The sequence below is a fragment of the Gleimia hominis genome (assembly GCF_002871945.2).
Classification (GTDB): domain Bacteria; phylum Actinomycetota; class Actinomycetes; order Actinomycetales; family Actinomycetaceae; genus Gleimia; species Gleimia hominis_A.
Map to the genome: position 1 here is coordinate 1,040,986 of NZ_CP126963.1, position 13,803 is coordinate 1,054,788.

At 59.7% G+C, this 13,803-nt stretch carries 10 protein-coding genes and 3 tRNA genes; 4 read left to right on the forward strand and 9 right to left on the reverse strand.

Features of this window, described 5'->3' with window-relative positions:
* Nucleotides 1–3: 3 nt before the first annotated feature.
* Both CJ187_RS04700 and murA read right to left on the reverse strand, forming a co-directional pair.
* A complete protein-coding gene (locus tag CJ187_RS04700; RefSeq protein ID WP_269843603.1) occupies nt 4–132 on the reverse strand; it encodes a hypothetical protein in 129 nt (42 codons plus the stop codon).
* Nucleotides 133–165: 33 nt separating this feature from the next.
* The gene (murA, locus tag CJ187_RS04705) at nt 166–1,494 is read right to left on the reverse strand and encodes a UDP-N-acetylglucosamine 1-carboxyvinyltransferase (RefSeq protein WP_102217212.1); all 1,329 of its coding nucleotides are present in this window, start codon (nt 1,492–1,494) and stop codon (nt 166–168) included.
* A 141-nt stretch (nt 1,495–1,635) separates the two neighbouring features.
* Here murA and CJ187_RS04710 point away from each other — a divergent pair, with 141 nt between their 5' ends.
* Together CJ187_RS04710 and CJ187_RS04715 are read left to right on the forward strand one after the other, a co-directional pair.
* Entirely contained in the window at nt 1,636–2,382 is a 747-nt protein-coding gene (locus tag CJ187_RS04710; protein WP_102217211.1) for an IclR family transcriptional regulator, read from the forward strand.
* Between the two features lie 5 nt (nt 2,383–2,387).
* Nucleotides 2,388–3,557: a glycosyltransferase family 4 protein gene (locus CJ187_RS04715; protein ID WP_102217210.1), complete on the forward strand. Its 1,170-nt coding sequence runs from the start codon at nt 2,388–2,390 to the stop codon at nt 3,555–3,557.
* Here the strand turns inward: CJ187_RS04715 and CJ187_RS04720 are convergent.
* From CJ187_RS04720 to gltX, 4 genes are all read right to left on the reverse strand, one after another.
* Nucleotides 3,536–3,611, reverse strand: a tRNA-Glu gene (locus CJ187_RS04720). The two genes, CJ187_RS04715 and CJ187_RS04720, sit on opposite strands and share 22 nt — an antisense overlap.
* Nucleotides 3,612–3,740: 129 nt before the next feature.
* Nucleotides 3,741–3,813: transfer RNA gene (locus CJ187_RS04725), tRNA-Glu, on the reverse strand.
* A 44-nt stretch (nt 3,814–3,857) separates the two neighbouring features.
* Nucleotides 3,858–3,932, reverse strand: a tRNA-Gln gene (locus tag CJ187_RS04730).
* Between the two features lie 149 nt (nt 3,933–4,081).
* Complete coding sequence (gene gltX / locus CJ187_RS04735; protein ID WP_233187423.1) at nt 4,082–5,512, reverse strand: glutamate--tRNA ligase; 1,431 nt, start codon at nt 5,510–5,512, stop codon at nt 4,082–4,084.
* Nucleotides 5,513–5,667: 155 nt separating this feature from the next.
* Here gltX and CJ187_RS04740 point away from each other — a divergent pair, with 155 nt between their 5' ends.
* Nucleotides 5,668–6,834, forward strand: coding sequence for a MalY/PatB family protein (locus CJ187_RS04740; RefSeq protein ID WP_158237766.1), 1,167 nt, complete (start codon nt 5,668–5,670; stop codon nt 6,832–6,834).
* Nucleotides 6,835–6,989: 155 nt separating this feature from the next.
* The gene (locus tag CJ187_RS04745) at nt 6,990–8,720 is read left to right on the forward strand and encodes a sucrose-6-phosphate hydrolase (protein WP_146003127.1); all 1,731 of its coding nucleotides are present in this window, start codon (nt 6,990–6,992) and stop codon (nt 8,718–8,720) included.
* A 97-nt stretch (nt 8,721–8,817) separates the two neighbouring features.
* Here the strand turns inward: CJ187_RS04745 and CJ187_RS04750 are convergent, their stop codons facing one another.
* Genes CJ187_RS04750 through CJ187_RS04760 form a run of 3 tightly spaced genes read right to left on the reverse strand, consistent with a single transcriptional unit; the run spans nt 8,818 to nt 13,776 of the window.
* Nucleotides 8,818–11,457 (reverse strand): ATP-dependent helicase C-terminal domain-containing protein, encoded by a 2,640-nt coding sequence (locus CJ187_RS04750; protein ID WP_146003126.1) that lies wholly within the window; start codon nt 11,455–11,457, stop codon nt 8,818–8,820.
* Between the two features lie 12 nt (nt 11,458–11,469).
* Nucleotides 11,470–12,246, reverse strand: a complete 777-nt coding sequence (locus CJ187_RS04755; RefSeq protein WP_102217205.1) for a fumarylacetoacetate hydrolase family protein — start codon at nt 12,244–12,246, stop codon at nt 11,470–11,472.
* A 6-nt stretch (nt 12,247–12,252) separates the two neighbouring features.
* Entirely contained in the window at nt 12,253–13,776 is a 1,524-nt protein-coding gene (locus tag CJ187_RS04760) for an alanine/glycine:cation symporter family protein (RefSeq protein ID WP_102217204.1), read from the reverse strand.
* Nucleotides 13,777–13,803: the final 27 nt, after the last annotated feature.

Genomic DNA, 13,803 nt, shown 5'->3' on the forward strand with positions numbered 1-13,803 from the left:
GACCTACATCATAATCAAACCCAGTCGCCCCAGCGCATCCGACCCCACTCGTTCCTTTGGTCGCCCCAGCGCATCCGACCCCACTCGTTCCTTTGGTCGCCCCGCATCGCTTCCAAGTGCGTCAATGTTCACGAACCGATTCCAAAGCCGACGGGCGCGGTCTTTTTAGCGGGCTACCATTTCCACGTGGGCGTCCAGCTGCCCTAGCTTCTTGAGGAAGTGCTCGTAGCCGCGCGAGATGACGTCGATCCCCGCGACATTCGACTCACCTTCGGCCGCTAAAGCTGCGATGAGGTGTGAGAACCCGCCGCGCAGGTCCGGCACCGTGATATTGGCGCCATGCAGTGGCGTTGGCCCAGAAATAACCGCGGAGTGGCGGAAGTTCCGCTGCCCAAACCGGCACTTCAAGTTCCCTAAGCACTCGCGGTAAACCTGAATGTTCGCCCCCATGTCCCGCAGCGCCCGGGTGAAACCAAACCGGTTCTCGTACACAGTCTCATGCACAATCGACAGGCCTTTCGCCTGCGTTAGTGCCACAATCAGGGGCTGCTGCCAATCCGTCATGAACCCCGGGTGCACATTCGTTTCCAACACAATCGACTTCAGATCCCCACCGGGATGCCAAAACCGGACCCCCTCATCTTCCACCGAGAACCGTCCACCCACTTTGCGGAACGTATTCAAAAACGTGATCATGTCCGGCTGGTGCGCGCCCTCAATATAAATATCTCCACGCGTAGCCAGTGCAGCACACGCCCAAGATGCCGCTTCAATCCGATCCGGCAGCGCCGTGTGCGTAAACCCTTCGAGCTCGTCAACGCCCTCAATATTGATGGTCCGATCCGTATCCACAGAAATGATCGCCCCCATTTTCTGCAGCACGTTAATCAAATCCATGATCTCCGGTTCAATCGCAGCGCCCGTCAGCTCCGTAATGCCTTCCGCCATCACGGCAGTGAGCAAAGTCTGCTCGGTGGCCCCCACAGACGGGTACGGCAGGTGCACGCGGGTGCCCTTAAGCCTCTCCGGAGCGCTAATGCGGATCCCACTGGAAAGCTTCTCCACCACGGCCCCAAAAGAACGCAACGTATCCAAATGGAAATCAATGGGCCGGCCCCCAATATTGCACCCACCCAGGTCCGGGATGAACGCTTCCCCAATCCGGTGCAGCAGCGGTCCACAGAACAAAATCGGAATCCGAGACGAACCCGCGAGCGCATCCACTTCACTACTGTGCGCCGTTTCCACACTCGACGGATCGAGCTCCAACACGCCCCCCGCCTGGTCATAGTTCACGTGCACGCCATGCAAAGTGAGCAGCTCCGAGACCACATCGACATCGCGGATAAGCGGTACGTTACGCAGCGTCGACGGCGTATTCCCCAACAGGGATGCGACCATTGCTTTGGGAACGAAGTTTTTCGCTCCCCGCACGCGTATAGAGCCATTGAGCGGTTTCCCGCCGTTTACCCGCAAAACATTTCCAGAGGCCATTTCGCCCTTTCGCACTAACCATCTCTAAGAGTGTGTACTCTACTCTACCGACTCGCCGGCTCCAAGGTCGTACGCGGCAGGTGAACGGAGACAACTCACTTAAAGTTGCCATCTCACGCCTTGAGATGCAATGATCGTGTTATGGACGAGAAGACTAACACTTCCGGAGTGGGCGTCTTAGACAAGGCTGCGCTCGTGCTATCGGCACTCGAAGCCGGCCCTGCTACCTTGGCCCAGCTCGTATCCTCAACGGAACTCGCCCGCCCCACAGCCCACCGGCTGGCCGTGGCCCTCGAGTTCCATAGATTTGTGGCGCGCGACATGCAAGGCCGCTTCATACTGGGCCCGCGCCTGGCTGAACTGTCTTCCGCAGCCGGGGAAGATCGTTTACTCACATTCGCGAAACCAGTGCTGGTTGCGCTGCGTGATCACACGCACGAATCTTCTCAACTGTACCGCCGTCAAGGTGACCAGAGAGTGTGCGTAGCCGCCGCAGAACGGCAAATGGGGTTGCGCGACTCCATTCCAGTGGGCGCAACCCTTTCAATGAAAGCTGGTTCTGCCGCGCAAGTGCTTTTAGCGTGGGAAGAACCTGACCGCCTGCACCGCGGCCTGTACGGCGCCGCGTTCAACGCCACCATGCTGTCTGCGGTGCGCCGCCGCGGCTGGGCGCAGTCCATCGCAGAACGTGAAACCGGGGTCGCCTCCGTATCCGCCCCCGTTCGCGGGCCAAAAGGTAAAGTCTTAGCCTCCCTCTCAATCTCCGGGCCCGTCGAGCGCATGGGGCGGCAGCCAGGGCGCCAACACGGCCCGTCCGTAGTGGCGGCTGCGAACCGACTCTCTGACTTCTTACGGCGCGCCGAAGAACAAGACCACTCACAAGGCTAGGACGATTGCGGATCGCACTAGTTTCCGACTGCTACCCCCCGCGCATGGGAGGGATTGAGTCGCAAGTCAGTGGTTTAGCGCACGCCCTGCAGCGCATTGGGCACGACGTCACCGTCATCACCGCTACTGCCAGCCCCCACCCGGACACGGGCGGGCCCAAAGTCGTGCGGCTCGCACTGCGCCTGCCGGGACAAGTGCCCGTTAACCCATTCGCCGGCCCCACTCTGCGCCGCATGCTGCCACTGTACGACGTAGTGCACATTCACATGGGGGTCGTCTCCCCGTTCGCCCGCATGGCCGTAAAAATCTGTGCCGAACTGAAACTTCCAACTGTGCTCACATGGCACTGTTTACTCACCGACTCGCGCACCTGGTACGGCTGGGTGCATCCCCTCGCGCAATGGGCGGCCACCCCGATGAGTTTAACCTCCGTGTCCCACGCCGCCGCGCAAGCAGTGCAGGCATGCAGCCGCTTCCCCCTCAACGTCAAAATACTTCCAAACCTAATCGATACCGACCCGTGGGAAAGCGCCCGCCAAAACCGCATCCAAGCGCGCGCACAACAAACCGGACGGAAACTACGCACGCTAGAAACAACCCCAGAATGCAGTCGCAACTACGCGGGGCCACAGCCACTGCGGCTCGTGACCGCAACGCGGCTGGCAGGGCGTAAACGAGTAGTGCCCTTTGGGAAAACGATTCTGCGGATGCAGCGCGCGGGAATCGCTGTGCGCTGGGACGTTTACGGAGTGGGGCCCGACGCCGCAGCCCTGAGTAAACTCGCGCGGCAAGGTGCGCCGATACGCCTGCATGGTCGCGCTAACGCCACCACCCTAGCGCACGCTTACGAACGTGCGGACGCCTTCGTCTCCCCAGTGGTGCACGAAGCGTTCGGCATTGCTGCACTCGAAGCGCGCGCCTGCGGCCTACCCGTGCTAGCTAGAAGTAATAACGGAATCGCCGACTTCATTACCTCCGGGGTAAACGGTGCCCTAGTCGATTCCGATGAGCAGTTAGAAGCAGCGATCGCCCGCCTGGTGCGGGCCCCTCGAACTTTAAATAAACTGCAAGAAGCCGCACTGAAACCCGTGGATTACACGTGGAAAACAGGAATGTGGCGGTACGTGCAGGCCTACGAAAACGCCCGCGTGGATGGTACCCCCAACCGGATTTGAACCGGTGTCGCCGCCGTGAGAGGGCGGTGTCCTAGGCCGCTAGACGATGGGGGCCAAATCGGCGCCTACGCATTCTTCCACACCAAGAAGGTCTCAACCGAAATGGTTTTCGCGCCAAGAAAGGCTCTCGAACCAAACTGGTTTTCGAACCAAAAATGGGAACGGTTGAATGCTCAGACGCAGTACCCCCAACCGGATTTGAACCGGTGTCGCCGCCGTGAGAGGGCGGTGTCCTAGGCCGCTAGACGATGGGGGCCAAACAACCACGCTACAGGTGGAACCACTTGCAAAAACAAGTGGTGGCTGGGGTACCAGGACTCGAACCTAGACTAAATGAACCAGAATCACTCGTGCTGCCAATTACACCATACCCCAAGGCATGAGGCTCGCTGACGGTTGATTTTTCAATCATTCCGCCGGCGTCGCCGCTAAGAAACTTTACCTGAGTCCCCTTCGCGTTCACAAATCGGCGCGGGGTTAAACAGGTCACGCTCTGCTTTAGCGGCGTGAACCTCAGTTGTGTTCTACAGTTGCACTTCGCCCACGAACTTGTTCAGCCTCACCAGGGTTTCTTCGCGCCCAATAATCTCGAGGGATTCGAACAGTGGTGGCGACACCTGTTTGCCAGACACGGCAACCCGCACTGGGTTGAATGCCAAACGCGGTTTGTACCCCATCTTTTCGATCAGTTCACTGCGCAGTGCGTGTTCAATAGACTGCGCGTCGAACTGCGGAAGATCCGTGAGGATGTCGCGCGCGCGTTCCACCACTTCCGTAGCGCCGGCTTTAAGTTTTTTCACGGCTTTCGGATCGTAAGAAATCAGGTCGGAGCCCACGAACAGCGAGTGCAGCATACCGGGTGCTTCCCCTAGCAGCTGGATCCGCGTTTGGATCAGCGGCGCACCCGCAGTGAGGATGGTTTGTTCCCGCCCGGAAAGCTCGTCAAACGTTTCTGCAGACACGAGCCCTTCGCGGTGCAGGAACGGCACTAGGCGGCACTTGAAATCATCTGGTTCAAGCATCCGAATGTGCTCTGCGTTAATGGCGGTGCATTTTTTGAGGTCGAACCGCGCCGGGTTCGGGTTTACGTCGTGAATGTCGAACGCATCCACCATCTCTTGAGCAGAGAAAATATCGTTGTCAGGACTGATTGACCAGCCGAGGAGCGCGAGGTAGTTGATGAGCCCTTCGGGGATCATCCCATGTTCGCGGTGCAGCAGGAGGTTCGATTCGGGGTCGCGTTTAGACAGTTTCTTGTTCCCCTCCCCCATCACGTACGGGAGGTGGCCAAACTGGGGGATTTGCTTGGCAATCCCCAGCTCCAGCAGCGCGCGGTACAGTACGATCTGCCGCGGCGTGGACGATAATAGGTCTTCACCACGCAGCACGTGAGTAATGTCCATGAGCGCGTCATCAATCGGGTTCACAAGCGTGTAGAGCGGGTGCCCATTGGCCCGCACAATCACGTAGTCGGGTACGGAACCGGGTTTGAACGTGATTTCCCCACGCACCATGTCCGTGAACGTAATGGGCTCATCGGGCATCCGCATGCGCAGCACGGGTTCGCGTCCGGCGGCTCGGAACTCATCTTTTTGTTCTTGCGTTAGGTCGCGATCGTAGCCGTCGTACCCCAATTTCGGATCGCGTCCGGCTGCCCGGTGGCGGGCCTCCACTTCCTCTGCCGTTGAGAAAGACTCGTACGCGTATCCACCTTCCACTAGTTTGCGCGCTACATCCTGGTAGATGTCCATGCGTTCCGACTGGCGGTAGGGCCCGTGTGGGCCACCTTTGTTGATACCCTCGTCCCAATCCAGGCCGAGCCACTGCAGCGACTCGATGATTTGGTCGAATGATTCTTGTGAATCGCGGGCCGCATCGGTGTCTTCGATGCGGAACACAAACGTGCCTCCCACGTGCCGGGCCCAAGCCCAGTTGAACAGGCAGGTGCGAACCATACCGACGTGGGGGGTGCCCGTTGGTGAAGGGCAGAAACGAACGCGGACTTTACCGTTAGAATTAGTAGCCATAGTGCTTTTATTCTACCGCGTGCAGGTATGCGCTGTACAAGATGCGTGGCGTTACCGCGAGACCATCAGGGAGGATGCTGGTTATGGGTTTTGATTTTGACGGGTTTGACGAGGCGCAGATGCGTTCGAAGGCGAGTATGAAGTGGTCTACTTCCCCGGTCGCAAACACGCCCGCGAAAACACTGGAGTCGGCCAGTGGTCATTGGATTGCGGAGATGGATTACGGTACTGCGCCAGCGGTGAAGCGGGCGGTTGAGCAGGCGGTGGGGCAGGAGTTTTTTGGTTACCTACCGCCCCACTTGGCGCGCCGCACTGCGTTGGCAGTGGAGTTTTTTGAGCGCGAACGCTTTGGGTTTTCGGTAGATCCGACCTGCGTGTCGTTAGCTTCTTCGGTGCTAGATGGGTTTTGCGCGATGCTTCAGGGCCTGTTGGAGCCCGGTTCAACCGTTATTGTGCCCACGCCGGCTTACATGCCTTTTTTGACGTTGCCGCAGCTGCATGGTCACCGCGTCCACCAAGTGCCCGGCCAGATTGTGCGGGGGCGTTGGCAGTTGGATTTTGAGGCACTTGAGGCAGCCGCGCATTCGGGGGACCTGCTGGTGCTATGTAACCCGTGGAATCCAACGGGGAGGGTGTTGGAACGCGAGGAGTTGGAACGCGTTGGGGAAATTGCTCAAAGACACGACTTGCTGGTGTTTGCCGACGAGGTTCACGCGGGTCTGGTGCCGCAGCCGCGTCGGCACGTACCTTATTTGAGTGTGGATCCATCGTTCGCGGACCACGCGGTGATGGCGGTGGCGGCGTCGAAGGCGTTTAACGTGGCGGGTTTGCACTGCGCGCAGATGATTGTGGGGCGAGGGAAGTTGGCCGGCCGATGGGAGCAGGCACGGCGGTACTTGCATCCGGCTGCCCCACTGGGAGCGATAGCAGCGATTGCGGCGTACCGCGAGGGCGGCGAATGGTTGGATGCCGTTAACGCGTATGTTGATGAGAACCTGACGGTTGTCGATGAGTTCCTGGCTGGCCGTGCGCTGTCGTGGACGCGGCCGGAAGGCACGTACATGGGGTTCATTGACGCGTCTGCGCTGGGCAGTGAATGTCCAGCAGAGGATTTTGTGCGCGCCGGCATTTTGGTCAATGATGGGAAAGCATGCGGAGCGGGTTTCGACCAGTTTATTCGGTTCAACGTTGCAACCGGGCGTTCTGTTTTGCGTCGCAGCTTAGAGCGGTTTCCTCACCCGCACGCGTGAGAAAATAGAGGTGTTTGAGCGGGTGTGCCTGCTGGAACAATCAGGGGCCCGCTGAAGCAGTAGGCCATCGGAAACAGTAGACCGTCTGAAACAGCAGGCCTGTTTGAACTATCAGGGGCGCCTGGGCGAGTGGATTTTGGTGGAAAGGGATTGCGGTGAGTGTTAAACCACGGATGGCTGATGTTGCGAAACTTGCGGGGGTTTCTGTTGCCACCGTGTCGCTCGTGTTGAACCATACGGGCCGCCGCATTTCGGATCGCACGCAGCAGCGGGTGTGGCAGGCGGCTCACGAGTTGGGGTACATTCGCGATGCCACGGCCCGCACCTTGCGCATGGGTAAGTCGCATTCAATCGGGTTCATTTCGTCTGAGGGGGAGTCGGACGCGGCGATTACCGAAGCGATGTACGCAAACCACAACCTCGAAAACCAGCGTGCGGACCGCTGGTACCCGCAATTCCACATTGCCCCCGCAGCAGGATGGATGAATGACCCCAACGGGGTGTGCTACTTCAAAGGCCGCTACCACGTGTTCTACCAGCACTACCCGTACGCACCCCACTGGGGTCCGATGCACTGGGGGCACGTTTCCAGCCCAAACCTGGTTCACTGGCAGCGACACCCCATTGCCCTGGCCCCCAGTAATATTCCTGAGGGAGGAACTGAGCCAAACAACGGTGAGATTACACAGGACACCGGGGGCGTGTGGTCTGGGTGCGCGGTGGTGGACGATGACGAGCTCGTCGTGTTCTACACCGGTAACCAGTGGGTGAACGGCCGTGACGACGCGGATGGGAAAATCCAAACTCAATGCCTGGCTACCTCCAAAGATGGCATCACGTTTCAAAAGCGCGGGGCGGTAATTGCACCCCCAGAAGGAGTGGAGGATTTTCGCGACCCTAAAGTGTGGCGCATGGGTAACACTTGGTACCTGGTGGTTGCCGCGAGCGTTAAGAACCGTGGTGAAGTGTGGTTGTACACCTCAAAAAACCTCAAGCACTGGGAGTTTGACCGCGTGCTATTTACCGCCCCTGATCGGAACGTGTACATGGTCGAATGCCCCGACTTCTTCCCACTTGGCGACCAGTGGGTACTGTTGTACGGCCCTATGACGCACGCGAAACCTCAAGGATATTCGGGGCGAAACGGGCACAACACGGGGTACGTGGTGGGCCGGTGGCAACCCGGTTCGGATTTTGAGGTGACGTCTAAGTACGCGCAATACGATCTAGGGCACAACTTCTACGCGCCCCAAACCATGCAGGCACCGGATGGGCGGCGCATCCTGTTTGCGTGGATGGGTGGTTTCGACCGACCTTTGGCTTCGGTGGCGGACCATTGGAGCGGACAGCAGTGCACGCCCCGGGAGCTGACTTTAGCTGCAAATGGGGAACTATGCGCTCGTCCTGTCAAGGAAATCGAGGGGTTGCACGGCCCGCAACTCGCCCGCATTGACGCGGATACGCTCGGCCCCAACGAAACCCGCGTGCTCTGCGCAGACCTGCAAGCCGGGGAAGTGAACGTGGAGGTTGATTTGACCGCGACTTCCTCTGAACAAGTTGCCTTGCTAGTGCATGCAACCGAGCAGTCCTGCGCAGTAGTTGGGTACGATTCCCTGTCGGAGCGGATCTACTTGGATCGCGGTTTAGCTGTTCCCAGTGAGCGCGGGTACCGTTCCATGCCTTACAACGGTGGGGACCACCTACAGCTTCGCGTGCTGGTAGATAAGGGTTCGCTGGAGGTGTTTGCAAACGGATGCAGCACGTCGCTGACCTCCCTGAACTTCCCCCAAGGGAAGGGCGCCCGACAGGTCGCACTCGCCTCCGTTGAAGGATCTATTGCAGTAACTAGCGCGAGCGTCCACCGGTTTGCCCCTGCCGTACAGTAACGCCCAGCCAGCACCCTGTTACGGTGGGATTGCCTGTTGCGGTGGGATTGCTTGTTGAAGCTAGATTAGCTGCCTGAGGATTCGAGGTGGCGCTGGGTTACATGCGACGCTTTGTGCGGTTCGTGGCCACCGCCGCCCACGGGTCCTCGGGCCACGGGTGTTTCGGATACCGGCCCCGCATTTGCGAGCGCACCTGCGAGTACACCTCGTTGAAAAAATACTCCAGGTCCCCGGTTATCGCCAGCGGCCTCCCAGCGGGGTCTAACAGTTCAATCGTGAGGGGCCTGCCCAGCACCCGGGGGACATCCCGCCACCCGAAGCACTCCTGTAGCTTTGCACGGATCGTGGGACCCCGCTCGGGGTCGAACTCCACTGGAGCGAACCGGCCGCTGGGCAACTGCACGCGCTGGGGCACCTGCTGGTCCAGTTGCGCAGCTTTTTCCCAGCCCAACACGTTCCGGATTCCCGTGGTCACCGCAATACTCGACAGCCGCTCCCCTTCTAACGCACGCGTGCCGGCAATCAGCAGTTCCAAATGGTTTACGAAAAACTCCGCAGTAGGTGCTGGCCACCGCTTGGCACTAGGGTGAGCATTCGCTGATTTTGCTTCTTCGCCCGGTTCAGCACTCGCGTCGGCCGCCTCGCCGGCACTGTGCTTCGCTGCCTCATCAGCTCCAGCTAAGAACGTCATCGCATCCAGTAGCCGCTGAGTTTGCCGACTGGGTTTGAACACCGCCAGTCCGCGTTCGCGCACCAGTTCACGCAACGCCTCAAGCGCTGGGGCATACTCGGCACGCGTGCGCTCCCTGGAAATCTCAATCGCCCCAACCCGGCGCACTCGCTGCCCCACCACGCGGTCCAAAATCACTTCGGCTGTCTGCACTTCACAAAAATCAGATGGGTTCGTTACCGGCAAAAACTCTGGATCCAGCGGTGCTCCCGCCCGCACGTGTGTCACTCCGCGAATCGTCTGCACCGCGCCAACCGCAATCCACGACTCACCGTGCAGCGGCGAATTCGGGTCCACAACGAAACCCGTGCCAGAAACTGCCGTGAATCTCGCCCGCCCGGCCCGGTCCTCCCCCCGGCGCTTACCTACCCGCCCCGGAAACGCCAGCGCTGTAACTAAACCGGGTACCTGAACTTTAGTCAGCCCGGGCGCGTGTGCTAAACATTTGCGCTCCCGCGGCGTCAGCGGATAGTCGCGCCGCGCCACTTTGAGCAGCCGCGCAACCTCACGTTTGTCCGCGCTGGCGAGCGCTGCCTCTAAGTCACTGCCGGGAAGGCGCGCATCCGTATTCAGCAATGCCACTGCCTGGGCGGCGACCCGCACCAAGCTAGTGGCGCCGCGCTTCCCGTTAACCTCCGCTTTGGCCGCCGCATCATTCACCCACGTTGCAACCGTGCACAGTGCGTGCGCCATCCGCGGATCAACTGGGATCCCCACCAGGGTGCGACCACTATTAGTGCACGCATTCGACTCGTCTAAAGCCCCGATACCCCGCAGGTTCGCTTCGGCCCGCTCCATCGCTGGGGCAGGCATTGCCGTGGGCAGCCGCAACTGCGCTGGCGCAGACCACGCGTGGGCTAAAAGCACCGGCTCAGTTAAATCAACCGACTCCACTTCAGGACGCACAAACCGCTCCAGGCGGGCAAAATCTACCTCGCTAAAACACCGGTACACCACGCCCGGCCCGGTGCGATGCGCCCGCCCCGCCCGCTGCCGCGCAGACGAACGCGATTCCCGGACCGTTACGAGTGCTTGCGCGTCCCGCGCCAGATCGAACCGCGGGGCCCGGGTAAAACCACTATCCACAACGCAATTCACCCCCGGTACTGTCAGGGAAGTTTCCGCAATATCGGTTGCCACCACCACGCGCTTGCCATCGGCCAGCGCAGCGTCTTGCTGCTCAGAAGTCAGTGACCCGTGCAGTGGCAACGCGGGTACCCCAAGGTTTTGTAACTGCCCGCGCACCGCCTCCACTTCCCGCACCCCGGGGACAAACACCAATGTGGAACCGTGACGGTCGAACGCCGCGCGGGCCACGTCAGCCACGTGGCTTAGGAACCCGCGGGTGAGCCCACCGGCATCCAACGGGCTTCGATGCGGACGCCAGTATTCCTCCAGCGGAAAAATCTGGCCGCGCGCCTCAATGCGCCTCGCCGGCTCCAGCAAGTGTTCAAACAGTTCGTTCTGCGCGGTTGCGGACATCACGCCCACCAGCAGGTCTTCGCGCAAATCCGCCACATCCAGCACCATCGCTAACGCCAAATCCGCATCCGCGTGCCGCTCATGAACCTCATCTATTAACACGGCACTAACCCCCGGCAAGTCCGGTTCGTTAATTACTCGCCGCAACAGCGCCCCAGTGGTGGTGTACTCCACGCGGGTGCGGTCACTAACCCGCCGATCCCCACGCATCGACATGCCCACCGTGCGTCCCACCGGCTCACCAAACAGGGCGGCCACAAACCGGGCGGCACTGCGCACCGCCACCCGCCGCGGCGCCGCCACCAGAACGCGACCCGGCCGGACACCAGCCAACATGAGGGGCGCCAACGTGGTTTTCCCACTGCCCGGCGTGGCCGACAAAACAAACCGGCCGCCCCGCGCAGCCGCCTCTTCGACCTGCCCGCGCACAGACAGAATCGGCAGCGACTGAGCTGCTAGAACCTCATGAATCTTACGCGTCTGCGCATCCACCACACTACTGGAACTGTTTTCCCAACCCGGCAACTACAATCGCACCTATCGACGCACCACAAAATTACCGAGCGTACCAATCTGACTAATCGTGCATTCCACCCGGTCACCAGCCTGCATCGGCCCCACACCCGCGGGAGTGCCCGTCAAAATCACATCCCCGGGCAAGAGCGTGAACGCGTGCGTAATGTACTCAATCAACTCCCCCACGCCAACGAGCATGTCGCGGGTATTACCCGTTTGAACCACCTGCCCGTTCAGCGTGGTTGAAATATCCAGGTCGTGCGGATCCAAGTCAGGATCCACTGTAATCCACGGACCCAACGGGCACGACGTGTCAAATCCCTTCGCCCGCGCCCACTGGTTATCACTTCGCTGCACATCGCGGGCAGACACGTCATTGGCAACCGTGTAGCCCAAAATATAATCTTTCGCCCTGTCCGCAGCCACGTCCTTGCACAACGTTTTCACCACCACAGCCAATTCCGCCTCGTAATGCACTTCGTTGGACCAAGGTGGCAACACAATCGGGTCGTCCGGGCCGATCACAGACGTGTTCGGTTTAAAAAACAAAATTGGGTCCTGAGGCACTTCGTTGCCCAACTCGTGCGCGTGATCCGCGTAGTTGCGGCCCACCCCCACTACTTTAGAACGCGGAATCACGGGCGAAAGTAACCGCACTTCGTCCACCTCGAAGAACTCCCCGGACGGTTCCACCTGTTGAAACAGGGGATCACCTTTGAGCCCAAGAATCCGACTGGAACCTTCTTCTAACACCCCGTAGCGCGGATTGCCCGCCGGTTTGAACCTCACGACCTTCATAGTTTTCTAACCCTCCTTCTGCACGCCATAGTAACGCGGAATCTCACCCCACTGTTGTTTAACGGCCTCGCGCGACCACACGGTTGAACCGCGCAGCCCCTGGGGGAAGTACTTGTTATCCGTTACGCAAAATACGGGTGGAGCATCAGAGAAACGCCGCTGATCCACCCAGTCTCGAAGCGCCCCCACCGCGTACCGGCCCAGCAGAAACAGGGCAACGATGTTCAGCATCGTCATGAACGCGGTCGCAATATCCGCCAGGTTCCACGCCGCCTTGAGCGATATGACCGAGCCCAAGCCCACGGACACCAGTACGAGGGCCTTAAGGGGCACTGTTGACGCGTTCATACCCCGCAGGTAGTTCCAGTTGATCTCCGCGTACGTGTAGTTACCCAGCACCGAGGAGTAGCCGAAAACGAAGATGATGATTGCCATCGGGATCTCCACCCAGGTCCCCAGGTTCGTACTGATCGCCTCAACCGTCAACGCCGCCCCATCGTTGCTACTCATCCCCGGGTTGTACAAGCCCGAGAAGAGGATGATGCAGGCGGTGGCTGTGCACACAATCATCGTGTCCACAAACACCCCCAGGGTTTGGATCAGGCCCTGCTGCACCGGATGACGCACCGTCGCGGTCGCCGCCGCGTTCGGCACCGACCCCATCCCGGCCTCGTTCGAAAACAGGCCGCGCTTCACCCCGTTCGTTAACGCCGCCATGAACCCACCGACGCCACCGCCAACCACCTGGTCCCAACCGAACGCGGAGTGGACGATCTGCACCAGCACCGCCGGCACATCCATCACATTCAACCCGATGATCACAACCGCAAACAGAATGTATGCAATCGCCATGGAGGGCGCAAGAACCTCAGCGAAACGGGCAACTGGTTTAATCCCAGCAAAAATGATTGGTGCGCTAATCAGCAGCAAAACCAGCGCCACGCTCCAGGTGGGTACGTTGAACTGGGTGGACACCACGTTTGAAATCGTGTTCGCCTGCACCATGTTGAATGAGAATCCGTACGCGAAAATCAAGAAGATGGCGAACACGGCGCCCACTCGTTTTGACCCGAGTGCGTCGCGAATGTAATAGGCAGGCCCGCCGCGGAAAGACCCGTCTTTAGAGCGGATCTTGAACAGCTGCGCCAACACGGCCTCAATGAACGCCGTTGACATCCCTAAAATCGCAACGATCCACATCCAGAACACGGCGCCGGGGCCGCCGAGGACGATCGCGATCGCAACCCCAGCAATATTGCCGGTCCCCACGCGCGACGCCAGGCCAATCGCGAAAGCTTGGAACGAGGAAATCCCCCCTTCCGCATCCGCCCGGGAGGAGAAAACCGCTTTCAAGGCTGCGGGGAAGAACCGCAGTTGCACGCCGCGCGTCCAGATTGTGAACACGATTCCGGCGGCAGCGAGCGCGTAAATCACGTTCATCTGCAACGGATTATCGTAAAACAATGTAAAAAGATTCGCCAGCGTTGAATCAATGGATTCAAACGTATCAACGATGCTTGCTGAGTACATAGGTACTCCCTTTCCAGGTCAATGGCG

Coding starts and splice junctions, on each gene's coding strand:
- CJ187_RS04760 (WP_102217204.1), bottom strand. CDS start 13,776: ATGTACTCAGCAAGCATCGTTGATACGTTTGAATCCATTGATTCAACG.
- murA (WP_102217212.1), bottom strand. CDS start 1,494: ATGGCCTCTGGAAATGTTTTGCGGGTAAACGGCGGGAAACCGCTCAAT.
- CJ187_RS04755 (WP_102217205.1), bottom strand. CDS start 12,246: ATGAAGGTCGTGAGGTTCAAACCGGCGGGCAATCCGCGCTACGGGGTG.
- gltX (WP_233187423.1), bottom strand. CDS start 5,512: ATGGTTCGCACCTGCCTGTTCAACTGGGCTTGGGCCCGGCACGTGGGA.
- CJ187_RS04740 (WP_158237766.1), top strand. CDS start 5,668: ATGGGTTTTGATTTTGACGGGTTTGACGAGGCGCAGATGCGTTCGAAG.
- CJ187_RS04710 (WP_102217211.1), top strand. CDS start 1,636: ATGGACGAGAAGACTAACACTTCCGGAGTGGGCGTCTTAGACAAGGCT.